Annotated in this window: 18 protein-coding genes; 13 read left to right on the top strand and 5 right to left on the bottom strand. The window is 49.1% G+C overall.

Annotated features, from left to right (window positions below; genetic code table 11):
* Positions 1 to 127 precede the first annotated feature (127 nt).
* From C5O19_RS20260 to C5O19_RS20250, 3 genes are all read left to right on the top strand, one after another.
* Complete coding sequence (locus C5O19_RS20260) at positions 128 to 1,585, top strand: replication initiation protein (protein ID WP_165796080.1); 1,458 nt, start codon at positions 128 to 130, stop codon at positions 1,583 to 1,585.
* Between the two features lie 131 nt (positions 1,586 to 1,716).
* A complete protein-coding gene (locus tag C5O19_RS20255; RefSeq protein WP_104715214.1) occupies positions 1,717 to 2,976 on the top strand; it encodes a Gfo/Idh/MocA family oxidoreductase in 1,260 nt (419 codons plus the stop codon).
* Positions 2,977 to 3,007: 31 nt separating this feature from the next.
* Positions 3,008 to 4,807: a DUF1080 domain-containing protein gene (locus tag C5O19_RS20250; RefSeq protein ID WP_165796079.1), complete on the top strand. Its 1,800-nt coding sequence runs from the start codon at positions 3,008 to 3,010 to the stop codon at positions 4,805 to 4,807.
* A gap of 57 nt (positions 4,808 to 4,864) precedes the next feature.
* On the opposite strand, the gene C5O19_RS20245 is transcribed toward C5O19_RS20250, so the two are convergent.
* Positions 4,865 to 5,368 (bottom strand): hypothetical protein, encoded by a 504-nt coding sequence (locus C5O19_RS20245; protein ID WP_133163408.1) that lies wholly within the window; start codon positions 5,366 to 5,368, stop codon positions 4,865 to 4,867.
* 513 nt (positions 5,369 to 5,881) lie between these two features.
* On the opposite strand from C5O19_RS20245, the gene C5O19_RS20240 reads away from it, so the two are divergent.
* The 9 genes from C5O19_RS20240 to C5O19_RS20200 all read left to right on the top strand — a co-directional run bounded on the left by C5O19_RS20240 (position 5,882) and on the right by C5O19_RS20200 (position 20,535).
* A complete protein-coding gene (locus C5O19_RS20240) occupies positions 5,882 to 8,959 on the top strand; it encodes a SusC/RagA family TonB-linked outer membrane protein (protein ID WP_243406461.1) in 3,078 nt (1,025 codons plus the stop codon).
* Between the two features lie 12 nt (positions 8,960 to 8,971).
* Entirely contained in the window at positions 8,972 to 10,309 is a 1,338-nt protein-coding gene (locus tag C5O19_RS20235) for a RagB/SusD family nutrient uptake outer membrane protein (protein ID WP_104715211.1), read from the top strand.
* Between the two features lie 5 nt (positions 10,310 to 10,314).
* Positions 10,315 to 11,673 carry a DoxX family protein gene (locus tag C5O19_RS20230; RefSeq protein ID WP_317046515.1) on the top strand — a complete coding sequence of 453 codons (1,359 nt, stop codon included), beginning with the start codon at positions 10,315 to 10,317 and terminating at the stop codon, positions 11,671 to 11,673.
* A gap of 6 nt (positions 11,674 to 11,679) precedes the next feature.
* Positions 11,680 to 13,353 carry a hypothetical protein gene (locus C5O19_RS20225; RefSeq protein WP_243406460.1) on the top strand — a complete coding sequence of 558 codons (1,674 nt, stop codon included), beginning with the start codon at positions 11,680 to 11,682 and terminating at the stop codon, positions 13,351 to 13,353.
* A 4-nt stretch (positions 13,354 to 13,357) separates the two neighbouring features.
* Positions 13,358 to 13,930 (top strand): c-type cytochrome, encoded by a 573-nt coding sequence (locus C5O19_RS20220; protein WP_104715210.1) that lies wholly within the window; start codon positions 13,358 to 13,360, stop codon positions 13,928 to 13,930.
* Between the two features lie 19 nt (positions 13,931 to 13,949).
* Positions 13,950 to 15,188: a sulfite dehydrogenase gene (soxC, locus tag C5O19_RS20215; protein WP_104715209.1), complete on the top strand. Its 1,239-nt coding sequence runs from the start codon at positions 13,950 to 13,952 to the stop codon at positions 15,186 to 15,188.
* Positions 15,189 to 15,208: 20 nt separating this feature from the next.
* A complete protein-coding gene (locus C5O19_RS20210; protein ID WP_104715208.1) occupies positions 15,209 to 16,660 on the top strand; it encodes a phytoene desaturase family protein in 1,452 nt (483 codons plus the stop codon).
* Between the two features lie 92 nt (positions 16,661 to 16,752).
* The gene (locus C5O19_RS20205) at positions 16,753 to 17,646 is read left to right on the top strand and encodes a cyanophycinase (protein WP_104715207.1); all 894 of its coding nucleotides are present in this window, start codon (positions 16,753 to 16,755) and stop codon (positions 17,644 to 17,646) included.
* Positions 17,647 to 18,126: 480 nt separating this feature from the next.
* Positions 18,127 to 20,535 carry a TonB-dependent receptor domain-containing protein gene (locus C5O19_RS20200; RefSeq protein ID WP_104715206.1) on the top strand — a complete coding sequence of 803 codons (2,409 nt, stop codon included), beginning with the start codon at positions 18,127 to 18,129 and terminating at the stop codon, positions 20,533 to 20,535.
* On the opposite strand, the gene C5O19_RS20195 is transcribed toward C5O19_RS20200, so the two are convergent.
* Both C5O19_RS20195 and C5O19_RS20185 read right to left on the bottom strand, forming a co-directional pair.
* Positions 20,482 to 20,904 carry a YegP family protein gene (locus tag C5O19_RS20195; protein WP_104715205.1) on the bottom strand — a complete coding sequence of 141 codons (423 nt, stop codon included), beginning with the start codon at positions 20,902 to 20,904 and terminating at the stop codon, positions 20,482 to 20,484. The two genes, C5O19_RS20200 and C5O19_RS20195, sit on opposite strands and share 54 nt — an antisense overlap.
* Before the next feature lie 306 nt (positions 20,905 to 21,210).
* Entirely contained in the window at positions 21,211 to 21,810 is a 600-nt protein-coding gene (locus tag C5O19_RS20185) for a cysteine hydrolase family protein (protein ID WP_104715203.1), read from the bottom strand.
* Between the two features lie 497 nt (positions 21,811 to 22,307).
* Here C5O19_RS20185 and C5O19_RS20180 point away from each other — a divergent pair, with 497 nt between their 5' ends.
* The gene (locus C5O19_RS20180; protein WP_104715202.1) at positions 22,308 to 23,231 is read left to right on the top strand and encodes an SGNH/GDSL hydrolase family protein; all 924 of its coding nucleotides are present in this window, start codon (positions 22,308 to 22,310) and stop codon (positions 23,229 to 23,231) included.
* A gap of 103 nt (positions 23,232 to 23,334) precedes the next feature.
* On the opposite strand, the gene C5O19_RS20175 is transcribed toward C5O19_RS20180, so the two are convergent.
* Together C5O19_RS20175 and C5O19_RS20170 are read right to left on the bottom strand one after the other, a co-directional pair.
* A complete protein-coding gene (locus C5O19_RS20175; RefSeq protein ID WP_104715201.1) occupies positions 23,335 to 23,652 on the bottom strand; it encodes a putative quinol monooxygenase in 318 nt (105 codons plus the stop codon).
* Positions 23,653 to 23,958: 306 nt separating this feature from the next.
* Positions 23,959 to 25,842: a glycosyltransferase gene (locus tag C5O19_RS20170; RefSeq protein WP_104715200.1), complete on the bottom strand. Its 1,884-nt coding sequence runs from the start codon at positions 25,840 to 25,842 to the stop codon at positions 23,959 to 23,961.
* Between the last annotated feature and the right edge of the window lie 891 nt (positions 25,843 to 26,733).

Below are 26,733 nucleotides of genomic sequence, written 5' to 3'. Positions count from 1 at the left end.
CACAAAATGCACGTAAAACTATCACAGAAATCACGTTTGTTTCGTACCTTGGAAGCGTGGAATTTGTGATAGTTGGTTAGTGTATGCACAAAATCGTTCAGAAAGCTGCCTTTAAATCGAATGCCTAGTGGAGAAAAAGCTTAATCCTCGTAAGAATACCCGTAAAAAGAAGCGAAATAATACCGTAGTTCTGATCCGGAAGTCAAACGCTCTGGTAGAAGCCCATTATAAATTCACCATTTGGGAAACGCGGGTATTTGCCAAGATGATTTCCATGATTGACTGGGAAGACCGCGACTTCAAAGAGTATAAGATTTTTTTCCGGGATGTCATTCAGGATTTTGGCTTACGCAAGGACGGTCGTACCTACGAAGATCTCAAAGAAGGAGCCCGCGGCCTGATGAGTAAAATCATCAAGCTAAAGGTCAAAACTGATGGCGTCTACGAAACGCTGGAAACGCCCATTATTGGTGGTATTAAAACGCCAGATGACGTACAGCGTAAAATCATTCAGTCGAAACGTCTGGACGACGATCGGGTGTACCTGAAGGTTTCCTTTCATCCCGATCTAAAGCCCTTTCTGATTGAACTCAAGGAGCGGTATCTGGTATACGAGATGGCGAATATTCTCGACCTGTCGAGTCCCTATACCGTACGGATTTACGAATTGCTCAAGCAGTACGAAAAACTGGGGGAGCGGACGATTGAATTACAGGAACTCAAAGCGATGCTCGGCATGGAGGAGGAGTACAAGCTTTATGGGCACTTTCGCGACCGGGTTCTGGAGAAGGCCAAGGAGGATTTGCAGAAGTATACCGACATCCGGTTTGATTACGAAGGCGTACAGGCCAAGAACTATCCCTACGAACTCCCATTCAAGTTAAAGTCAAACGCGGTAGTGGCCATTCGCTTTTACAACATTAGCAAAAACGATACGAGTCAGGGAGCGGTACCGCCGGTATTAAAATTAAAACGGGCTCCGGTTCAGGAACCCGTACCGGAAGAAGAGGGTTCGGCCGTGGAAGTATCACACTTTGATGAAATTTTCCCACTGGTCAGTGCTTACGTTTCCGAGCAAACCGTCTGGCAGTGGCTGGAGAAAGCTCCCATTGAACACATCCGGACCAGTATTCAAACGACTCTAAAACAGGCTCGCAAGAAAAACTCACCCATTCAGAATATTGGGGGGTATCTCAATACGCTGATTCTGTCGCCTTCCCTATTTGCTACGGGCCAACCCGCGGCCCCTGCACCGAAACCGCAGGCTCCAAAAGAAGAAAAGAACTGGCAGGACGAATACAATCAGTGGAAAAATCGCTGGTACGAACGGCAGTACGAAGTCATTCAAGCATTCCTAGCCATACGTCCCGGTTTGCGGATGGAACTCTTTGAGCAGGCCAAGAAAACCGTACCCTTTTCGTTCGATCCCAAGCTGAGCGACGAGCAGAATTACAAAGACAAAATGCTTTTTGCTACGGCCGTCTGGGAGTTAGCCCGCCAGTACTGTCAGGAAGAACTTCACGTTATCGAAAAGCAGTATCTGCCGCAGTTGCAGGAACTCGAACGCCGCATGGGGCGTGCTTAGGTGTTCATAGGGGAGAAAGCAATCCGGAGTTTTGGGTAAACAGGTCAATTTCCGTACCTTACCCAACGCATGATGGCCTGCCTGTTCGCAAGCCGTTACGCAGTCCGCATCACGCATTCCTCTATTCCCGTATGACGCATTCCCGCAGAAAATTTCTTAAGCAAACGGCCGCTGCCGTAGCGGCCTTCAGTATAGTGCCCCGGCACGTACTCGGCAAGGGGTATCTGGCCCCCAGTGATCAGTTGACCAAAGGAATCATTGGTCTAGGAGGGATGGGCCGTGGGCACATTCCTTACGCGGGTACCCGCGTGGTCGCTTTGTGCGACGTGGATCAAACCCATTTACAGAAAGGGCTGGAATTGGCTGGTGGCTCAGGCATCAAAACGTTTAAGGACTACCGCGAACTGCTTCTGTTACCCGAAGTCGATATTGTACACATTGCCACACCGCCCCACTGGCACGGACTCATGGCGGTAGACGCCGCCCGGGCTGGTAAAGACATCTGGTGCGAAAAACCCATGACGCGGACCATCGGCGAGGGAAAACGCGTGAAAGAAGCCGTTGCTCAATACGGACGCATGTTTCGGCTGAATACCTGGTTCCGGTTTCAGGATACCTTTTACGGCATGAAAACGACGGTGCGGCCCATTAAGAAGCTTGTGGAAAGCGGATTGCTGGGCTGGCCCCTGACGGTTACGGTAAGTAAGCATACGGGCTTTGACTGGAAATTTTACTGGGTAGGCAAGACCCACCTAGAAGAAGCCCCCGTACCTACCGAACTGGATTACGAAAGCTGGTTAGGACCGGCTCCGTACAAGCCCTACAACGCCCATCGCGTTCATGGAACGTTTCGGGGGTACTGGGATTACGATGGCGGCGGACTGGGCGACATGGGCCAGCATTACCTCGATCCAATCCAGTACTTTCTGGGCAAAGACAACGAAAGCCCGATTAGCGTAGAAATTGACGCTCCCCAGCAGCATCCAGATGCGGTGGGTACCTGGCGACGCATTACCTACACGTACGCCGATGGTTGTAAAATCGTACTCGACGGTGAAGGTCGTGATGAAGGCGTACCCTACATTCAGGGGCCCAAAGGAAAACTGTATCCCGAATTCCGCTCGGATATTCCTGATTTAGCCCGCAAACTGGCGTCCTTTCCAGATCCGAAACCCCAGGTGACTAACTTTCTGGAATCTGTACGGGAGCGGAAACCCTTTGCCCTGAACGAACAGAACGGCTACCGTTCCTGTACCCTGGTCAACATGGGAATCATTGCTCTGCGACTGGGCCGTTCGCTTCGCTTCGATCCAAAAAATCAAGTCTTCATTGATGATGAAGGAGCCAATCGCCTCATCGATCAACCCATGCGTGCTCCCTGGGTTATGTAATTTGTTTTCAATTGCCTTATTCCTCTATTCTATGAAACCAAGCATACTTCTATTGGGGATTCTCTTCCAGCAGGCCGCATGGGCTCAGTCTGACCGCGTCGCGGGCGTATTAGCTCAATTACCGGCGGGCAATCAAACCCAGCTACAAACGGCAATGGGCGAAGTGGGCAAACTCAACGAAGAAGGACTTCTAGCTCTGGCGGCGGGCCTGAATACACCGGGCGATCATACCCAGACGGAGTACGCCCTGGGAGGGTATACAGCCTACGCCAGCAATCGTTCTGCCGACCGCATGAAAAGTTCAATGGCGTATCAGAAGGCCCTGAAACAGGCCACTACACCCGAAGCCAAAGCCTTTCTGATCGCCCAATTGCAGATGGTGGGAAAAGAAGAAGCAGTGGCTACGCTGGCCTCTTTCCTGGCAGATAATCGACTGGCTGATCCGGCTGCCCGGGCTCTGGTGAAAATCAATACGCCTTCCGCCCGGCAAGCACTGCTCAAAGCGTTGAAAACGGCTCAGGAACCTGCTCAGTTATACCTGATCGAAGCCATTGGTAAAACTCGTACTGGGGAGGCCGTACCCGTTCTGACCCAACTCGCTCAAAACGGTTCTGATCATGCGAAGAAATTAGCTTTATACGCTCTCGCGAATATCGGCAATCCAGGTTCCGGAGCTTTACTGGCTCGTGCAGCGGCAGATCGGCAGTATAGGTTCGAAGCCTCCAACGCTACAGCCTCCTATCTGCTCTGGATAAAGCGGGTAGGGGAGGCGGGGCATACTGCTACGGCCGAAAAGGCAGCTCGGGCCTTGGTCGAGGCGGCCAGTCAGTCTTCCCAACAGGCTACCCGACTAGCCGCCGAGCAACTCATCATCCCGCTTACGAAGGATCTGACGGCCAATCTCCAGCGATTGAACCATCCTTCGTATACGGAAGCCCAGCGACTTGTGTTGCTACAAAAGAGCATGGCCGTAGCCCGTACCCCGCAACAGAGACAAGAAATTCTAAGAGAAGTAGGGAGCCTTCGTCAATACGCGGCTCTTTCGTACGCCGCGAGTTTTCTAAACCATCCCGTATTGCGAAAACCAGCCGCTGAAGCGGTTGCTCAGATTGCGTTAGCCGAACCTCATTTTAATAATTTGGAAGTTCGCGAATGGTTGCAGAAGAGTTTGCCGTATCTCAGTCAGCCCGCTACCTTGGAAAAGCATCTGGCAGGCTTACCCCAGTTGTTTACCCTAACCGAAGCAGAAAAGCAGGAAGGTTTCAAGGTCCTCTTCGATGGTTCCGATCTGGAGCAATGGACGGGTAACAAAGAAGACTACGTAATCAAAGACCAGAATCTGGTGATTGAGCCCACCGGCAAGGGACAGGGAAACTTGTATACCAAAGACGAGTACGCCGATTTTATATTCCGGTTCGATTTCCAGCTTACGCCGGGAGCAAATAACGGACTGGGTATTCGGGCTCCGCTCGAAGGCGATGCCGCTTACACCGGTATGGAATTACAGATTCTGGATAATACGGCAGACCAGTACAAGAACCTGCAACCCTACCAGTATCACGGATCCGTCTATGGCATTATTCCGGCGAAGCGGGAAGGTATGAAACCCGTTGGGGAATGGAATACGGAGGAAGTAACGGTCCGTGGTACACGTGTGAAAGTGGTACTGAATGGCGTAACGATTCTGGACGGTGACGTAGCCGAAGCAAGCCAAAATGGTACCCCCGACCACAAAGAACATCCCGGTTTGAAACGTACCTCCGGGCACATTGGTTTTCTGGGGCACGGTTCGGTGGTTCGCTTCCGAAATATTCGTGTGAAAGCCCTGTAAAAGGTTAGTACTCCAGGAATGATAATCCCGTGGGGCATTCCTGGAGTACTAAGCTAATTATTTTGAAAAGATACACTGGGCCATACTTTGCACGTATAACGTGTCATCTTCATTGATTTCTTTACTAACTTCATGATTGATGATTATTTGCTCAATCAGCTTATTTTCAAGTAGTTCACGTTCCTCAGGAGTCAGATAAACCACGGCCGAATGTTTATATCCCCTTCCATGAGATAACTCACTTTGGGACGTTACCCGTTTGAAAACGTGTCTGGATTGGTCCTTGAAAAGGACTTCAGCATGATTCCGTTCTTCTCCGGCCGTTTGATTGTAGAACGTCAGATTGAGTAAATAGGAGGCGGGTTGTTTCTGCTTCTTTTCCTTTCGGATTTCAATCCATTTCCATCTCCCTAGGGCATCTTTTTGCTGCGGATTGATACTGGAAATTTTTTCTTCAAGTGTGTAGCCATTTTTAACGGAAAAAGCAGACTCACATGGATACGTTTGGGCCAAACTAGGAATAGATGGCGACAGAAAAAGCACGTATAAAAGTAGTTTCACGGTAGGGCGGTGATAGTAATTAGAAACGTGAAAATATGATTTTTTGAATGAAATCGGACTTAACCATCAGAATTATAGCTCATTTTAAAACTAAATGATAAGTATTACTTAACACATGACGTTACTAATACTCAATCTTTTCAGAGGGATCATTTTAAAAGATGGGTGATCGTAGCAAATTGAAATTGTAAAGATGGTAAGCCATTCGTTGAAGATCGGAGATCTTACTTTCAGCCCCGTAAATGTGACATATAATATATCTTTTGTGACAGAACCAAGAATATAATTTATTAGTCTATAAATTCTGTAGATTATATTTGCTAAATACGGAAGCCTCTCTAGTTTTGTCGAGCTTTTCCGTCAGAGAGGACCTCCGCCCCGCCCTCCATCGGTCGCCAAGCATCTCAAACCTTCAATTGAGTGAACCCATTGTGAATCTACGTTTTTAGTTTGTATAGTTAATCTATATGAATTATAGAAAATGTTTTAGTACTCAACCATTACAGTTATTGAATGAAAAATTACGTACACATGCACGGGAATTATTGGAAGGCCTGGATGCTGCCTCTGCTCCTAAGCGTATCATCGGGGCATGCCGCCATTCCTGCTAAAGAGGTTCGATCCTACTGGCGAGCGACGGAAGGACCCATCAAAGGGCAGGTACTTGATGAAACGGGGAAAGGCATTCCGGGGGTGAATATTCAGATTAAGGGTACTATTCAGGGGGTATCCACCAATGCCAATGGTGAGTTTGAAATCAGTCAGGCCCCCGACCGGGCTCGATTGGTGGTTTCCTTCATCGGTTACAAAACGCAGGAGGTAAGCGTTGGTAATCAAACCCAGCTAACGATTCAGCTAGTACCCGATCAGAACCAACTGAGTGAAGTAGTCGTGGTGGGCTATGGCACACAGGAACGCAAAAACCTGATCGGTTCCATTACCAAAATTGACCCTTCCGATACCAAAAATATTCCTACAGGTAGTTTCGACGCTCAGCTTCAGGGTAAAATTCCTGGTGTACAGATTTCCAGCAACACGGGCGTACCGGGCGAAGCCGTAAACATTCGCGTTCGCGGAGCCACATCCATCAATGCCGATAATGATCCGCTGTACGTAGTAGACGGCGTTTTCATCAATAACAATAGTTTGCAATCGGTGAGTACGGGTGGAAAAGCGACCTCACCCATTGCCGACATCAACCCTTCCGACATCGAAAGTATCGAAATTCTGAAGGATGCCGAAGCCACGGCTTTATACGGATCGCGAGGGGCCAATGGCGTTATTCTCATCACGACCAAACGCGGTAACTTCGAACAGAAACCCAAGGTAAGCCTCAATGCTTCCACGGGCTGGTCGAAAGCGGCCCGGCTCTGGGATTTGACGACGGGTCCCGAACACGCCCAACTGGTCAATGAATGGTGGATCAATACGGGCAAGGATACGCCTTCGTTGAATCGTACGGAAGCTAACCGACCCTTCCGCCCCGTATCCGAAGGGGGTAGGGGACTACCGGAAGAACAGCAAACCTACGACCGCCTCGGCGAATTGTTCCGTACCGCCCGCCTGCAGAACTACGACTTGTCACTAGCCGGAGGAACCACCAACACCAAGTATTACATCGGCGGTAGCTATACGCAACAGGAAGCCATCATCAAGCCCATCAACTTCGAACGGGCCAGCTTCAAAATCAATCTCGATCAAAAAGTCAACGACAAGGTCCAAGTAGGGGTGAGTAATATCCTCAGCCGAACCTTCCGTAATCAGGCACGGGCCGGGGACGGTCCACAGGGCGGTTTGTTACAGGCCGCTTTGCACACGCCTACGTATCTTTCGCCCTACGAAAACGGTGTACTGGTCGGCCGGGCGGGTTTTGATAACCTGACGTTACTGCTCAATAATTACGACGTTCACTCCATCAGCCTGCGTTACATCGGGAACGTATATGGGGAAGCGGAAATCGTACCCGGACTGAAATTCCGTACTAGCTTCGGGCTGGATTACAACGGCTACGACGAATCCGAATACTGGAATAATCTACTCATTGCGGGCAGTCCGTCGGGACTGGCGACTTCCAGTCAAACGCAGTTTTCCAGCGTTCTCAACGAACAGACGCTGGCGTACCGCAAGACGTTAGGCAATAAACACACCTTCGGATTGCTGGTGGGAAATACCCTGCAAAGTGATGTACTAAAGCGTACGTATGCCGAAGGCCGTGGTTTTGCCAATAACAACTTTACGCAGATTTCGTCGGCTTCGACAACGGCCGCTTCCCAGAACTGGAGTAAGAGTACGCTGGCCTCGTTTTTCGCCAAAGCCGATTACAACTTTGCGGGTCGGTACCTGATCAATGCCAGTATCCGGGCTGACGGCTCGTCCCGCTTCGGGAATGAACGTAAATGGGGCTACTTTCCGGCGGTCGGGGCAGCCTGGCGAATCAAGCAGGAAGAATTCCTGAAAGACATAACGGTACTGAGTGATTTGAAACTGCGGGCCAGTTACGGCATTACGGGAAACCAGAACGGCATCGGCAATTTCGCCGCCCAGGGTTTGTGGACCGGAGGAGCTTCGTACCAGGGTAGTCCCGGCATTGCTCCCCAGCAACTGGGCAACCCGGATTTGCAGTGGGAAAAAACCCGTCAGCTGAACGTAGGTCTGGACTTGGCGTTCTTCAGCGGACGCCTATCCGCCGAATTCAACGTCTACAAAAAATACACAACCAATGGCCTGCTGCAACTGACCTTACCCGCCACAACGGGATTTAGCACCTACTGGAGCAACGCGGCAGAAATCAGCAACAAAGGCTTTGAATTAGGTATTCAATCGGTCAACCTTCAAACGTCTCAACTCAAATGGACGACGAGCCTGAATCTGGCCCGTAACGTCAACACCATTGAAAAACTTGAAACGCCCTTACGCTACGGCAGCCGCGATCTGATTTTGCAGCAGCAGGGTCATCCGCTGTATTCGTTCTGGGTGTACAAGCAATTGTCCGTTGATCCGCAGACGGGAAACGTGGTGTACGAAGACGTCAACAAAGACGGAAAAATTACTACGGACGACCGGCAGATTCTGGGTAGCATCTGGCCCAAACTCTTCGGCGGTTTGACCAATAACCTGACTTACGGCGGTTTCGATCTGAATGTGTTCTTTTCCTTTTCGTACGGAAACAAAATTTACAATCACAACAAATTCTTCGGAGAGGGTGGCGGAGCCCGCGACGCTGCCCGGATCATCTTCGCCAGCAACCTGGCCCGCTGGCAGAAACCCGGCGACATCACCGACGTACCCCGTCCCGATGGTGTCAACGTCAACAACTATCGCGATGGCGGTAGCCGCTGGCTGGAAGACGGCTCATTCCTCCGCCTTCGTTCCCTGACCCTGGGCTATACCTTACCGAAAACCTGGTCCAAGAAAGTGGGACTGGATAACCTCCGCCTCTACGCCGTGGGTACCAACCTCTGGCTGCTGACCAAATACACGGGTCTGGACCCCGAATCGAGTGCCAGCAGTGACCAGAATCAGCAGGGCATTGACCTGGGTACGCCACCGCAGCCGGTGGGTTTGCAGTTGGGTTTAAACGTGACTTTGTAAGAACAGACCGTAATGAAAGCAACTTTTTCAATTGTATTGAGTATTCTGTTCCTGACTTCCTGCCAGTCGTTTCTGGATGTGAAGCCGAAGGAATCTATTTCGGATGCCGTTACCATTACCGATAAAACTTCCGCTGAAACGGCCGTTCGCGGTGTGTACAGTGCTCTGGCGAGTGGTAATTATTACGGTACTAACTTTCAGGCCATCGGTTACCTGTCGGGTGATAACGTGGAATGGACTGGCTCGCAGTCCATCGTTCAGGAATTCATCAACCACAAAGTCAATGCCGATAATGGCATGGTCAGCGGCGTCTGGATCGCCATTTATCAGACCATCAACCGGGCCAACAACGTGCTGGCGAAGGTCAACGACGTAGCCGACCCAGCTCTGACTACTGCTTTGAAGAACCAGTACCTCGGCGAAGCGTATTTCGTACGAGCATTGGCCTATTTTGATCTAGCCCGCGTCTGGGGCGGAGTACCACTGATTACCAAACCGACTGTGACACCCGCCGACAACCGGGGCATTGCCCGCAGTTCCACCGCTGAGACCTATGCTCAGGTACTTAAAGATCTGGATGCTGCCGAGTCTCTACTACCCGCTACCACCGACCGCTACCGGGCCACGCAAAAGACTGTCTGGGCTTTGAAAGCCCGCTATTACCTCTATCAGAAAGATTGGGTCAAAGCGGAAGAATACGCCAGCAAGCTCATCGGCGATGCGACAAACTATACCCTGCTAAAGCCGTACCGGAACTTCTTTGCCGATAACGCCCGGGGTACGCAGGAATCCATTTTCGAGATTTTCTACAACGGTACCACTGAAATCAACGCTCATCGTGGGCAGTGGCAGCCGCAAACCAACGGCGGTACGCGTCAGTGGGCACCCAATACCGCTCTGGTCACGCTGCTCAACGACGCCAGCGTGGGTGGGAATCGGAGCGTACTCGTCGCCAAAGACAACCAAAACCGCTGGTACGGCAACCTCTACTACCGCAACCCTGGCTCAGACCCTTCGTACGTGCTTCGCATTGCCGAACAATACCTGATTCGCTCCGAAGCCCGGACTCAACAGAACAAATTGACGGCTGCTCTGAGCGATCTGAATGCCGTGCGTGATCGGGCTGGGCTGCCCGCCGTTACGGCGGCTACGTCCGAGGCTGTTTTACTGGCGATTGAAAACGAACGCCGCGTGGAATTTGCCCTGGAACCGCACCGCTGGTTTGACCTCGTACGGACGGGACGGGCGGCTACTGTACTGGGCGTTACGGATCCGAAACGTTACGTATTACCCCTACCCGTAGATCAGCTGCTGGTGGATAAAGCACTGGTTCAAAACGAAGGCTACTAACCTCTATGCAAACGATGGATCAACCAACGCATCTCCCGGAACCGGCCGCGTGGAGTACGGCCGAAAAAGCCATCTTCCGCTTTTTCTTTCTGTACTTTTTCATTCAGGTCGTACCGCTCGATTACAAGTATTACCAGTATCTGTTTTCCATCGACTGGCTACAGTTGAGTTACCGCGAAATTTTTTACCTGTCGCGGTACAGTCCCAAATTCATTGATGGAGCGGACACGTTTCTCAATTGGGCCATCGTGGCGGGTATCGCTTTGGTGGGTTCGGTAGTGTGGAGTGTATTCGATCGCCAGAAGCGGGAATACAACCTGTTGTATTATTGGCTGCGGGTGCTGGTTCGGTATCGGCTGGCCGTGGGTGTGCTGGCGTATGGATTCATCAAGTTCTTTCCCGAACAATCGCCGCTGCCTTCGCTAAGTCATCTGAATACCAACTATGGCGATTTTTCGGCCTGGAAACTCTTCTCCCTAAGTTTAGGTGTCGTACCAACCTACGAATCCTTCCTGGGTCTGATTGAAATTATCGGTGGCTTACTACTCCTGCATCGGAAAACGGCTACGATTGCCACGCTCATCATTCTGCCGTTTACGGGAAATGTTTTTGTTTCGAACCTGGCCTACGAGGGTGGTGAATACGTGTATAGTCTCTACCTGATCAGTCTGGCTTTGTTTCTGTTTTCCTTCGATGCTATTCGACTTTTTACGTTACTATCGCTGGAAAAAGCTACCAAGCCTAATCGCTTTCAGCCCGTGTTCTCCGAGCAGTGGCTGAAAAACGCTAGGCTGGTAGGCAAACTGGCCTTTATCGTTTTCTTCGTCTTTTTCTACGGCTATCAAACCTACGCTGGTCACCGCAAAGGATCGTATCAGTATCCCCAGCAAAAGGGACTTTCGCAGGCGGCGGGGCTGTATAATGTCAGTGAATTCAGCATTAATGGCAAGGACATTCCCTACTCGAAAACCGACCCCGTTCGCTGGAAAGATGTGGTGTTCGAAACCTGGGCTACCCTGAGTATTCGCTCCAACCGTCCGGTGCAAATCGATTCGCTCAATACGGAAGAAATTTTCGCCGCTGATTCCCTGCGAAACTATGAATCAACCGGTTCGATTAGTCGTCACTATTATTCTTACACGATTGATTCGCTGACTCATACGCTGCTGCTGAAAAACAAAAACCGCCATTACAAAGGCGAGCAACTGGTATTGCATTACGAGCGTCCCGAAGCTGGAACCATCCTGCTGAAGGGCCTCAACGAAAACCGCGATTCCATCCGCGTCGTACTCAACCAGGTGGACAAAAAGTATCTGATTTACGAAGCTAAAAAAGTAGGTCGCCGTAAAGGTCTTAAACTCTAAACCGCTATGTCAACGCTCCCTGTCGATACCTTACGTCCGGAAACGGCGGCTTCAGAAACGCAGCTTCGGCCTCCATTCTGGACGGCCTGGCAGAAGATTCTCTTCCGCATTGCTTTCGTGTTTTTTGTGAGTCTTGCTCTGCCCAATGATCCGGGCTGGTACAAAGATCTGTTTTCGTTTGACTGGACGCGACTGCATTACCGCGATTTGTACGACATTGCCCGGTTTGGTTCCGGTCTGAATATTTTCGGAAACAAGATTTTCGGTAGCTCGCTCAATGGCTACGCCACCTGGGTAATCACCTTGATTTTTGCCATCGGGGTAGGGTTGGTCTGGACCTTTATCGATAGTCGCCGCAAACCTCAGCCCCGCGAGTACAACCGACTGTATTACTGGCTTCGGGTGGTAGTACGCTACCGGGCGGGGATTGGTATTATCGGTTTCGGGTATACCAAACTATTCCCTACGCAACTGCCGTATCCTTCGCTGGGCGTTCTCAATACCGATTTTGGTGATTTGACGCTACAAAAAATCTACTGGCTTTCCATTGGCATTGTCCCCTGGTACGAAGTGTTCGCGGGTGTGGTAGAAGTACTGGCTGGAGCCTTACTGTTTTTCCGAGCCACGACCTTCTGGGGTTCCGTATTATTATTTGGAGCTTTGGCTGACATTGTCTTTGTTAACTTCGAGTACGATGGAGGCGTCCACGTATATAGTTCGTACTTCGTGCTTTTATCCGGTTTCTTGCTCATTTACGATATACCAAAAGTATACAATCTGCTCGTTCGCGAACAGTTGACCATTCCCGTTCATTACTATCCTTCGTTTCATAAACCCTGGCAACAATGGAGCCGGGTTTTCCTAAAAACCGGAGTAATTGGGGTGTTTGTGGTGTGGTTTTTCTACCTGCAGGGCGTGAACTTCCTGTATGATCCGTACAAACAGCCCGCCCTTAAAGGCGTGTCGGAATTGCGGGGAAATTATAACGTGACGGAATTTAAAATCAACAACCAGGTCATTCCCTATTCGCCGCTGGATTCCGTACGCTGGCAACAAGCCACCTTCGAAAACTGGACGACGCTCACGTTTAAAGTCAACCGACCCGTGGATCTGGATTTGTCCAATGGCGGAGGTTCGCCCATGCGGGACATTAACCGAACCTTCGAGCTGACGGGCGTCGCGGGCGGGCAACGGGTGTTTTACTACGAGGCCGATACTCTGCATCAGGTATTGTATTTGCAGGATAAAAATCGGGGACGTCAGAACCGCGAAACGCGGGAGATTGAGGGAAAAGCGGCTCGTACAGAAGCCAAAGCAAAACCCGTCGTGGCCAGCTGGATACCCAAGGAAGCTTTGGCGATTATCGGTTCGGAAGATGAAAAAATTCATCCGCTGGCCCGATCTACCCGCCGCACCCGTGGGATGATCAGCGAAGCCGAAAACCCCGGCGGCGAAAGTTCGCAGGTCGTAGGCTGGGATCGTAGCAACAACGGTACCGTGAAAGCACCCACGCCGCTACGCAACCGGATGATTCTGAATTACCAAGCCATTAACGGAGGAAACCGGGTCATCCTGTCAGGGATTAATGAAAACAGAGATTCGATTCACGTAGTACTCGATCGGGTACCCCGCAAATACGCCCTTTCCGAAAGTACCCTGAAAGCGGGTAAATACGATTAGAAGGATGAGTTTAATTGTAAAAAAAGGACTACTCTGGGCCGGATTGGGGCTGGGAGCCTGGGCCAGTCTGAGCTTTTCCCAGCCCCGAACCCCTACGGTCGGAAGGATGTCTGCTGATACCATTTATGGCTTGGGCCGTCCGGCTACGGCTGAGCGAATCAAAGCCTGGGATAGTGCCATTCGTCCCGATGGAAAAGGCTTACCACCGGGTTCGGGGACGGCCGTGAAAGGAGCCGTGCTGTATGCGGAACGTTGTTCGGCCTGTCACGGCAAAACGGGCGTAGAAGGTCCCAATGACCGACTAGTGGTTTCGGATACCAGCAAAACCAAAGGTATTGGTAACTACTGGCCCTACGCTACGACGCTGTTTGATTACATCCGGCGGGCTATGCCGTTTAACGCTCCAGGCAGTCTGACCGACGCTGAAGTGTACAGTCTGACGGCTTTTTTGCTGGAAAAAAACCAGCGGATCCAGCCTGGATTTGTGCTCGATGCTCAGACCTTACCCCGCGTGGCAATGCCCGCTAAAGCCAAATATATTCTGGACGACCGCAGCGGAGGTCCCATAATCCGGTAAAGCCGTTTTGAAAGAACCAATGAAAGTATTACCCGGAGAAAAACCCGTTGTACTCGAACAAAAAGTCAGTCGGCGAAGTCTATTAGGCGGAGCGGCTACCGCCGCGATCGTGCTGGCTCAGGCTCCGTTCGGCAAAGCTGTACAGGCGGCTCTGTCGGAAAAAGAGTGGAAGACCGACCCGACCAAAGTTCCTGGTGTACCACCCGGCACAGTCGGCACGCGGTCGCCGTTTGAGAAGCCCGTCAAGAAACCGTCGGACATTTCTTCCCGAACGCCCTTGCAGAATCTATACGGCACGATTACGCCCTCGGATTTGCATTTTGAACGGAATCACAACGGTGTTCCCGCCATCGATCCGGCTCAGCACGAGCTGTTGATTCATGGCTTGGTGGAAAAACCGCTGGTATTGACGCTAGCTGATCTGAAGCGGTATCCGTCCGTCACGCGGATTTGCTTTCTGGAATGTTCGGGCAACTTTCGTTCGGGTAATCCAAAGCTGAGTCCACAGGATATTTGCGGCCTAACCAGCCAGAGCGAATGGACGGGAGTCATGCTCTCTACCTTATTTCGGGAAGTGGGAGTGAAGCCCCAAGCCCAGTGGTTTCTAGCTGAAGGATCGGATGCGGCGAAGATGACCCGCAGTATTCCATTGGCGAAAGGCTGGTCGGATGCCATGATCGTGTACGCCCAAAACGGCGAGGCCATTCGCCCCGAGCAGGGATATCCGTTTCGGTTGTTTCTGCCGGGTTACGAGGGAAACATGAGTGTCAAATGGCTTCGGCGACTGGAACTTTCCGACGAACCCTTTATGACCCGCGAGGAAACGTCCAAGTATACCGAACCCGTGAAGGACGGCAAAATACGTTATTTCAGTTTCGACATCGACGCCCGTTCCATCATCACTTTCCCGGCGTATCCGGCTCAAGTACAAAAGGGCTGGATCGAAATTCGGGGGATTGCCTGGAGTGGTCGTGGTAAGGTGGATCGGGTGGAAGTGAGTACGGATGGCGGCAGAAGCTGGCAACTGGCCCAGATCCAAGGCCCCATTTTAGATAAGGCCCATACGGGTTTTCGTTACCTTTGGCACTGGGACGGCAATGAAACGGAAATCCAGAGCCGGGTGACCGACGAAACTGGTTATGTCCAACCCACCTATCAGCAGTTAGTAGCCGCCCGTGGTTCCAAAGGCGGCTATCATTTCAATCCCATTACGGGCTGGGTGCTCCAACGCGACGGGCAGGTTTTGCTCCGAACGTAACGGTTCCGGTCGATGAAGGTATGACAAAAAAAGAGTACGATGCCGTAGTGGTAGGTTCCGGTCCGAACGGACTGGCTGCCGCCATCACGCTACAACAAGCGGGACTTTCAGTGCTGGTTGTGGAAGGGAAATCGACCATTGGTGGTGGACTCCGTACCCAGGAAGTCACTCTGCCAGGTTTCAAGCATGATATTTGTTCGGCCATTCATCCCCTGGCGGCAGGCTCGCCCTTCTTTAATACGCTTCCGCTGGCGGATTTTGGTCTGGAATTCATCTATCCCGAGGTCGCGGCGGCCCATCCCTTCGATACAGGGCCAGCAGCGGTACTGTTTCAATCCATTCAAAAAACCGCTCAAACGCTGGGCGTGGATCAGCAGGTCTACGAAAAACTCGCCGGATTTCTAACCAAAACCTGGCCCAACGTGGCGGTCGATACGCTCGGTCCGCTGACGTTTCCTTCACATCCTCTGGATTTCGCGGCCTTCGGCTTGCGGGCCTTACCCCCGGCCAGCTGGTTCAAACACGTTTTCAAAGGAACGCAGGCTCAGGGACTGTTGGGCGGTATGGCCGCCCATGCCATCCAGCCTTTGAGTAACCTCACCACCTCCGCGATTGGACTGGTACTCTTAACGGCTGGCCATTTACGGGGCTGGCCCATACCCAAAGGCGGCTCGGGACAAATTGCTCAAGCATTAGCGATGTACTTTCAGTCGCTGGGCGGAAAAATCGAAACGAACTTCTACGTCGAATCCCTGCAGCAACTGCCTTCCTCGCACGCGGTGCTGTTCGACATTACGCCCCGACAATTGCTTAAAATTGCTGGACATACCTTTTCCCCCCTGTATCGCTGGCAACTGGAACGTTACCGCTACGGGATGGGTATCTTCAAAATTGACTGGGCTCTCGACGCTCCGATTCCGTTTACCGACGAAAATTGCCGGAACGCCGGAACCCTGCATTTAGGGAACACTCTTCAGGAAATCACGGACACCGAAAAGCTTAGTTCACAGGGCGGCTACCCGGAGAAGCCTTTCGTTTTGCTGGCCCAGCAAAGTCAGTACGATCCTTCGCGGGCTCCCGAAGGCAAGCATACGGCCTGGGCGTACTGCCACGTGCCCAACGGCTCCACGCGGGACCGTACCGAAGCCATCGAAAACCAGGTGGAACGCTTTGCTCCGGGTTTCAAAGACCGGATTCTGGCTCGCCACGTCATGAATACGGCTCAGGTACAGGAGCACAACCCCAACTACATCGGTGGCGATATTAACGGCGGAATTCTTGATATTACCCAACTGTTCACCCGACCTGCCTTACGCTTTTCGCCGTACCGGACGTCTACGAAAGGCCTGTACATCTGCTCGTCATCCACGCCTCCGGGCGGGGGCGTGCATGGCATGTGCGGCTATCATGCGGCCCGCAAGGCCTTAGAGGACGTATTCCAGATTCGGGAAAACCGGACGCTAATTCCTTAAGCGTAAGCATTGGTCGCGGTTCTGTTCCGGAAAATCGCTGTTTAAGTCTTTTGTAGCGGAGGGTTTCTACCTTCCGGTTTTCTTCCTGACGTATGCAAAAATTCATTCTACTTTTCTTCTTAATCGTCTGGACGCTTGACCTTTCAGCCCAGACACCGATTGTCATCAATGAAAAAAGTACCACTCGCCACGGCCCCGAAAAGGGTTCGCTACTCATCATTGGTGGTGGTACCGTGGGACCGGAAATCTGGGCCCGGTTTGTGGAACTGGCTGGAGGCAAAGAGAAAGCCCGCATTGTCGTCGTTACCGCCGCAGCGGGTGATTCGGCGGCGTTGAGTCCGACGCATCTGGAGAGTATCCGGAAACAGTCGGGCGTGAGCCGGGTTACGCTTCTCCACACCAAAAACCTGACGGAAGCCAATAGTGACGCGTTTATTGCTCCGCTCAGGGAAGCGACGGGCGTGTACTTCATCGGCGGTCGGCAGTGGCGAATTGCGGATTCCTACCTTAATACCCGTACGCATCAGGCTTTTTTTGAGGTACTGAACCGGGGCGGGGTCATCGCCGGAAGTTCGGCGGGAGCGAGTATTCAGGGTTCGTTTTTGTGGCGGGGCGATACGAAGGGGGCTGACATCCTCGTCGGCGATCATACACAGGGACTGGGTTTTCTGAAAAATTCCGCAATTGATCAGCATTTACTCAAACGCAATCGGCAGTTTGATCTCATTGATTTCATCCGCCAGTCTCCGCAACTGATTGGGATCGGGCTGGACGAATCGACGGCCATTGTTGTACAACAAGATCAGTTGGAAGTGTTGGGCAAATCGTACGTGGCGGTGTATGACTACCAAACCATTGTAGGGAAAAGGGAGCCTCATGTGCAGGGTCAACAAGAGCAGTTTACTGCGTCCAACGGCGGGTTTATTTTGTTGAGTCAGGGGCAGCGGTATGATTTGAGGGAGAGGAAAGTAATGAGAGGTCGTTAGTTTTTTTGATGAATTAGTTTTTTGTGTCGGTGAGACGGCTGGTCTTTTGGTTCGTATGCATTTCCTACTAAAAGCTACTGATGGTAATGTTATTACAAGACTATTTTCGTCCCGCTGACGGAGCTGGTCTTTTAGTCCGTATGCATTCCATGGGGGCCATCCCATGGTGGCCGCCATGGAATGGAAAGCGGCTTGAGCCCCAGAATGCGATTCCCGGAATGGAATTCCGCCATGGAATGTGATAGGACGGGCCTTGGGCTTATGTCGTCCATGAAGAAATTTGCTTGTTCCAAGTAGCTGTTAACAATCAATCAACAACTATTAACTGACAACAACCAACCCATCCGCCCGCCCATAGTACTCCAAATCTTCATCTTTCGCGTTCTTGTCGTATTTATACTCGAATAAATCCAATGTTTGGAATAATTCTGGGAAATAGCTTGTACTTTGAAGGCTTACGACCTCGCTATTTCCTCAGGAATGACCTCTAAACCTCTACTATTCTATTGCTTCTTTTGTTTGCTTAGTTGTGTATCTGTTTTTTCGAATCCGGTCTGGGCTCAGTCGGGCATTCGCGGGCGGGTTCAGGAAAAGCAGACGCCCATGGCTTCGGCTACCGTGCGATTGTTCCGACTGCCGGATAGTTCGTTCGTGGCCGGTACGCTTACCGACGAATCCGGTGCCTTCAGCCTCGCCAGTACGCCGGGAAATTATTTTGCCCGAATCGAATTCATTGGGTATCAGCCCGTAAAAACGGCGGCTTTGCAGGTACGCTCGCAGGCCCTGGATCTGGGCGTTATTCAACTGAGCCCTACCAGCAATTCCCTGAAAGAGGTGGTGGTACAGGCCGAAAAAAGTTCGATGGAGTTGACGCTCGACAAGCGAGTATTTAACGTCGGAAAAGACCTAGCCAACGCGGGCGGTACGGCCTCGGATATTTTGAGTAATGTACCTTCCGTGGCCGTGGATGTGGAAGGAAACGTAAGCTTACGGGGCAGTAGCAACGTCCGGATTCTTATTGATGGCAGACCTTCGGGACTGGTCAGTATCAAGGGTGGGAGTGGACTGCAACAGCTACAGGGCAGTGCCATCGAAAAGATTGAAGTCATTACCAATCCTTCCGCCCGTTACGAAGCCGAGGGGATGGGAGGAGTCATTAATATCATTCTCAAGAAAGAACGGCAGGAAGGGATCAATGGCTCGTTCGATGTAATTACGGGACATCCGACCAATTATGGACTAGCTGCCAACGTCAATTACCGTCGTCGGAATCTGAATTTTTTCGTCAATTATACGCTGGCTTATCGGAATACCCCCGGTCGAAATAACCTGTATCAGGAAGTCTACCGGAATGATTCCACCTTTGTTTCCCGGCAAAACTCCCGAAGCCAGCTTAAGGGTATGAACAATAACGCCCGGGCCGGACTGGATTATTATTTCAGTGAAAAAAGCATCCTAACGGCGGCGTATACCTGGCGGACCAGCAAGGGCAAACGTTTCACTAACCTGGAATACCTCGATTACCAGTATCAAAGTCCCGAATTACTGGCGACCACCAAACGGACGCAGGACGAAACGGAAACCGAGCCGAATTCCGAATACGTGCTTACCTACAAAAAAACCTTCGCCCGTGCGGGCCACGAACTGACGGCGGACATCCGATACCTGGATAACTGGGAAAATTCCGATCAGTACTTCACCCAGCAAACGTTTTACCCAGGTGGCGGAAGTACTCCTTCCATCTTACAGCGGGCCTTGAATGATGAAACCGAAAAGCAGTGGCTCCTGCAGGCTGATTACGTACGGCCCTTTGCCAAGGAAGGAAAGCTGGAAGCAGGAATTCGCAGCAGTTTTCGCGATATGACCAATAATTATTCGGTGACTCAGCGGGCCGAAACGGGCTGGCAACCCCTAGAAGGCCTTACCAATAACTTCCTCTACGAAGAACGCATTCACGCAGCCTACGCCATTCTGGGAAATAAGGCCCACAAGTTCTCGTATCAGCTGGGCTTACGCGGTGAAATTACCGATGTGACGACTACGTTGAAACAAACCAATCAGGTCAATCCCCGGCAGTATGCCAATCTGTTTCCCAGCGTACACGCCACTTACGACCTGCCGCGTCAGCACGCTATCCAAGCCAGTTACAGTCGCCGGGTGCGACGGCCGCAGTACAACGATCTGAGTCCGTTTATGACGTTTAGTGATAGTCGGAATTTCTACAGCGGCAATCCGGATCTGAATCCGGAATTTACGCACGCTTTTGAAGTCGGGCATATCAAGTACGTCGAGAAAGGATCGTTTACTTCCTCGCTGTACTATCGACATACGGACGGAAAAATCATTCGGATTCGCCGGGTGGATGACGGCGGAAATTCAACCACCCGGCCCGAAAACCTGGCAACCGAACATGCGTACGGGGCGGAATTTACCAGTTCTTTTTCACCAAAAACCTGGTGGAAGCTTGACGGTAGCCTTAACTTTTTCCGGGCCATCACCGACGGTGCCAATCTCGACGCCACCTATCAAAGTGATACCTACAGTTGGTTTGCCCGGATGACCAACCGATTTACGTTCTGGAAAAATCTGGATATACAGGCCCGGGCCAATTACGAAGCTCCCCAGCAAACGCCGCAGGGAACGCGTAAAGCACTGGCGACACTAGATTTATCGATGAGTAAGGATATTTTGCGAGGAAATGGAACACTGACGCTGAACGTACTCGACGTCTTCAATTCGCGACGTTTTCGCTCCATTACCGAAGGCAGTAATTTTTATACGGAATCCAACAGTCAGGGGCGGTTGCGACAGATTAACCTGACTTTGAACTATCGCCTACGTCAGGCTAAAAAGAAAACTAAAGGCTTGGATGAAGAGCAAGGCGGCTAATCCTTTCGGCAGTGTCGATAAAATCTGATAACCTTGGGGAGTGTATTCGTAAACCGGAGCTTCCGGAGCTTCTGTTTTCAATGTGTCAATGGCGGTTTCAAGGCCCTGTAACGTTGCATACGAAGCACTACTGCTAGCAATGACCTGTAAGTTATCCGAAAGCATGTCAAAACGGAAGTAACCGTTATTTTCAATACGCTGATACGCATTCCGGAATGAAGCCCGGGCTTTGACCGCCGTGATGGCCTGCAAACAGCCGTTCGGACTCAGAAAACCTTCGCTGGAAAGAATCTGCTGACCCAGATCGGTAACAAGACTGAAATAATATAAAGAGTTAATGTTGCTGCGGAAAATCTCAAACTTTGCCATGGGACGGTAGTATTAAAAGTGATTGGCGGGAAACGTCCAACTGTGTTTTCTGATGTAAATTTTGTACTTATTTAAGCCATATGGCGAAACTTTCGACGTATAGCATTTAACGTAACTTTTCAGGTACCTTTTTCGGGTTTTTCGGGGAGTACTCATTTTTTTGCTACTGATTAAAGGTAGAAAACCACTGAAATAGGCCATAAAGAAACCCCGTCTGGTTTGCCAGACGGGGTTTCTTTATGGTAGGAAGGTATTACCAGGAGTTTGTCTATCAATACGTTCGTTTTAAACGTATAGGGACATACATTACTGACGCAGCTTTCCCAAGTCCAATTCCGTAGAGGGTGTAGTATCCGCATGAACACTACGTCCGAGAAAATCCAGCGTAGTTTTCGTGAATTCTTCATTGCGAGCCGTCGTACAATCCGAAGGAACGTACACTTCATAATCCCGCATATACGCATCCGAAGCAGTAAAGGCAATGCAGGAATCGGTTGAGATACCGGTTAAGATTAAACGTTTGACCTGAAAATATTGCAAAAGCGTAGAAAGCGTAGTGGCGTAAAAAGCGGAATGTTTGGGCTTTAGTACAAAATAATCGTCCTGATCTGGACGCAATAGCTCGGCTAGTCGCTGCCCCCGTACCTGATCGTGGAGCACGTGCTCAATGACCTCGTTAAAGTCTGACCGCCAACGTCCGAAGTTATCATTGGCGTAAATAACGGGAATCCGATGTTGCCGGGCCTGTTCCTTTAATCTTAAAATATTCTGGGCTGCCTGCTCGGATGATTCAACGAATTCTTCTCCTTCGGGAAATTCCAGGTCGTTAATCATATCAATAACCAGCAAGGCAACGGGAGACTGTTCGAGGACATTGCCATGTAAATCGGCATTCTTTTCACTCATAAGGTTGGATGGATTGGTGGTAGAAATTACTCAAAGCCTAAATCAGGCGACTTGCGTGGTGTAAAACCATTTGCTAACACTTTTTTGAACAAAAAGAATACCAGCCTGATTCATTTTCGTAGGTATCGCCGGAAGCATCGAAAAGGGGCTTGGCGGAAGCTGTAACCCATTTTAAGGAGCAGGAGCAGATTGACGCTGGGGAAAATAATCCCTGCTCTTAAATCGGTTATACGCCAGCGAAGCCTTCGGTGAATCCCGATTACGGTTATCTGTATACGACTCTGACTGTGTGCGTTTTGTGTTTAGCCCGGAAAGGCGGATGATAAGCGTACACTGGCGGCTTTAGAAAACAGGTATAGTTTTTTAAAAAATATCATAAATCAAACCTTCTTCAAATCAATCATCCAGTGTCTATACATAATCAACCAGTAAGCGATCAAGCATTACTGAATCGTCGATCCTTTTTACAAAGGGCTAGCCTTTTAGGTTTAGGAAGTATGCTTCTGGATTCATGCCAGGTACTCGATGACGTATTTCCTACCAAATCCTCTACTACGCCCCCGCCACCCCGAATTGCCTGTTGGGGAGATTCGCTGACGTTTGGGAAAGGCGGTACGCCTTATCCAACGGTGCTGGCCAACGAACTGCCTAATTACACGATCAAGAATTTTGGTATCGATGGACAGGTAAGCCGGGCTATTGTAGCTCGCCAGGGCGGGATTCCATTAACACTAAGCGTGGAAGGAAACGCCTTTAATGGAGCAGGAGCTGTAAAGGTAACCAAGCTATCAACACAACTGCTGTCAACGGTTGCTAACAATCTGACCATGACGTTGAAGGGTCGGGTAAACGAAGTGCCCTGTACATTGACCCGTACCGCAAAGGGTGGGGGAGAGGCTCAAGTGGAAAGCTACACCTTAACGCCCACCGAGTCCAGCACTGTAGCCGTTCCGACCGATTCGGTCTTTATTTCGGATGATGCAGTCGCGTATCAGTCGTCTATTCAGGTCCTCTGGTTGGGACGAAACGATGTACCCGATTTTGATGGGATTGTCAATCTGATCGACAACTGCATTAACTATCTGCCGAATCCTAAATTTTATCTGGTATTAGGCATTCTGATGAGTAATCTGGAAACGAAAGGTACAGCAGGTTACAAACAGATTTCGGATTTTAATGCCTTACTCCAGCGACGTTACGGCAGCAACTTTGTGCCCATGACTCCTCCCACGGCCGACGAACTCAAAGCCGTAGGGTATACGCCAACTGCCCAAGATCAGGCTCAACTGGCTCAGGATATATTTCCAGCGGGCGTACGCTCGGATTACCTGCACCTGAACTCACTGGGCTATCAGATCATCGCCCGCCGAATCAAGGACAAGCTAGTAGCTAAAAACTGGTACGTTCAGCAAGCTAAATAGCGGAGCTTTCAAAAGAAGGTTTTGACACGAGCCTCTTCACAAGATCGTAAGGGGCTCGTGATTGTATGGTTATAAGAAGCCAGAAAAAGCATCCGTCCAAGAATTACGCAAGTCCTTTTCCACCTAGTACGTTTACGGTCATGCCGGGTTCGGGGCGTTCGGCCAGCAAAGGCATGGCCCGACCAATGAGTTCTCGTATGGCGGGTGCCTGTAGAGAACGATCATGATCCTCCTGCGTATCCCAGACTTCCGTTACCCAGATCGTATCGGCATCTGTAACATCCGTACTGACCAGATATAACTGACAACCGGAGGCTGTATCCAGCAGCCGAGCCGCTTCTAGTAAAAAATCGGCTAGGGCTTGTCCCTGACCAGGCAGGGCTTTTAACTTTCCAAAAAGACCGTATTTCGTGATTGACATGTATAGTGTAGATAAGTCAGCGGCGTGTGTAGCTCACTTTTGAATGTAAGTCTCTGGAAACAGTTTTTTAATATAGAGGAAGTGCAGAAAAACCGTTTGGAATTGTCCGTGGTATTAGGCTTTTAATTATTAAGATGAAGTGTACTAAACTGGCAGAAATTGAAGGCAATCCAGGCGATCAGTTTAGTACACTTTTCTTTCGAAAGGTAGAAGTGGACGACGAAACTGTTGCATTTGAAAATGTAAAGGGTACTGCTTTTAACGAACAGTAATTACGTCATAATTACTTTTTTGGAATACTATCACTTAGTGAAAGATTTCCCTGTAAAGATCAGGTTTAAATAACTTGTAAAATAGTTTTCGGTACCAGACGGAATAATACTTTCGTTTGTATCGAAGAAAAGCGTGGTGATTTTGTCGATTCGCCCGATATGAATCTAGCAGGCGGGGCAAATCAAGGTGCATTTCACGGTATAAATCAATGTGCTTTTCATAGATATAGTGATAATAAATAATGGATTTAGCGTGAAAATCGATGTTATCCGTTAACGAATTTTTCTCAATACGTTTACGGTAATAATAAAGGGACTTATCAATTTTATAAACGTTTTTATTCTTTGCTAACACCCGAATCCACAGTTCCCAATCTTCAAGGCAAGGTAAATTTTCATCAAATTTCCCCGCCTTTTCGAAGGTTTCTGCACTAATCATGGCAAAAATAGGAATGGAATTCGAGATGAGTAAGTCATCCTTGTTATAATCAATAATATGCCAGGGACCAGTTTTTCCTTCGAAATATTCGGCATTTGAATACACTAAATTAACATTCGGATGCTGAATAAAGGCGTTGAAATATTCTTCAACGAATTCTTCGTGTAACTTATCATCGCCGTCCAGAAAAACAATAAACTGTCCCTTTGACTGATCAAACCCATAGTTGCGGGTAGCGGCTGGTCCGGAATTGGTTTTTGTATAAAGTTTGACGTTTTTGTTTGTACCCTGTATGTATTCAGAAACGGTAGCAAAGGTTTGGTCAGTAGAACCATCGTCTACTACAATGATTTCAACGTTTTTGTAGGTCTGTTTTTCAGCCGATTGGATGGCTTCTATGATGACCCGTTCGTTATTATAACAAGGAATGATGATACTAATCAGGGGTTTGGTTGCCGCGTGGAACTGCCCGTGCGTATAATCGGTAATCGTGGCCAGCCAGTTCGTAAAGGAATATTTCGACCGGATTTTCTCATCAATTTTTACGTAGGGACGAGCCAGAAAATCATCCAGCTCCTCCTTATTCTCTTCCGTTAAAATGAAGAAGTTGTTCGGATGATAAAAATCTTCGTCGACAACTGTAGCATTCGTCGTAATTACTTTTTTCTGCAACTTCAATCCATCAAAAATCCGGAAAGATAAGCCTTGGTGCTCATCAATGCGGAAATCCAAAATGATCTCCGTATTTTTTATCTGGACTAACTGGTCTTCGTATGGATTAACTTTATGTAGACAATGAAAATTTTCTTTAACGTATAAAGGGACTTTATCTTCGTCGTATAAATTATAAACAAAATCGAATTGTACCGGACTTATTTTCTTAATAATGAATTTATGGAAATCAATAATTGCCTGGAGGCGAGAAGGATGAAATGAACTGATATAATAAATTTTATTTTTGGTTTCAATATCCGGCAAATCATCGGGATAATCGAAATAAAAGTTGGGTACGTATTGTACACCGTATTTCTGATATTTAACAACATCAGTTTTGTCAAAGGCGTAAAAACGATCGAACAAATGAACTTTAGGAAGCACTTCTGGATTTCTTGAAATGCCGTCGTAATGAAATGAAACAAACTTGTCGCTTCTTTTTCTGGCTTCCAGTAGTAATTCTAAAGGAAAGAAATCCGCTCTGATTACCAACGTCACATCATAGTGATCGTACGTTTTTACGAGCGACAAACGCGTTTGTTGATTAAAATTATGTCGTAAGAAATTCTTGTAATCTCTATCTTTTAGAAAAGTCTTTCTAAAAAAATTAGTCGTACGTTGACTAATATTTTTGTAAGTAAAAGGGTAAGAATTATTATGAACTACTACAACATCGTACCCTAAGCTGATAAGATTTTTTTCAATCACCGCGTATAATTGATAATCCCACGGTGCTATTAGTAAAAATCTTTTTTTTATGTTCATTTGAATGGGTGATAGTAATCAATGAGGATTTGTATTTTAAATAATACCAGCGTATTATTTAAAAAATGGGTCTAACTCTAAGAAAAGAACTAGTGAATAAAAATATATTACTACACAGAAAAAACGGAGTGGCAAGAGAAGGGATCTATTACGGGATAGGTCTGTTAGTAATGAAATCATTTGTCTGTATAAAGTAAGAAATACTTGCTTAAAATGAATTTTTCCTAAGCGTTCCTCTGACGACACCTCTGCAAAAATGTATAATTTTATTTTTAGCCGCAAAACATTTGCCTAAATAAGGCTTGCTCCCTCAGAGCCCAAGAATAGGTAGAAGAGAGCCGACTTCCGCGTTCCCGCCCCTTAGAGAAGACTAGAAACGGTACTGTTTTTAGCGGTGGTATCCTATTATATATATACAAACCATCCTATCGGGTAAGGCTAATTCAATGCCCACTTGCCATCCGATTACTCGGGTTGGCCAACCCAGACTTGTACATTCCCGCTCATCCTGTTTAACCTGCCATTCATCCCTGAAATCTTAAAAAAACAGCCCTGACTGCAACGCAGCCCTGCTTCTCTGCATCCTTGGTGTGTAAATAAGGTCAGCCGTTTTGGAAAGCAAACCCCATCAATCACCGCTCATCCAGCAACCAAGCCTTACATACTACTTTGCATTGCATAGTACCTGTTTTCAACCCAACTTTGAATCATCAATCAGGCCAGTCGCCTTTGATGAATGTACCCAAGCCATGAATTTTTAACACAACCGATCATCTTTTTTTTGCCTGTCAATCTCAATCGATAAAAGCCATGAAAACTTCCATTCAATCTCTGTTCGCTCTTGCTTTCGCCTTCGTTACCCTGACTAGCTTTGCCGCTCCCACGGAAGAT

Source organism: Siphonobacter curvatus (assembly GCF_002943425.1).
In the GTDB taxonomy this organism is placed as follows: domain Bacteria; phylum Bacteroidota; class Bacteroidia; order Cytophagales; family Spirosomataceae; genus Siphonobacter; species Siphonobacter curvatus.
This window is presented reverse-complemented; position numbering and strand designations above follow the sequence as displayed.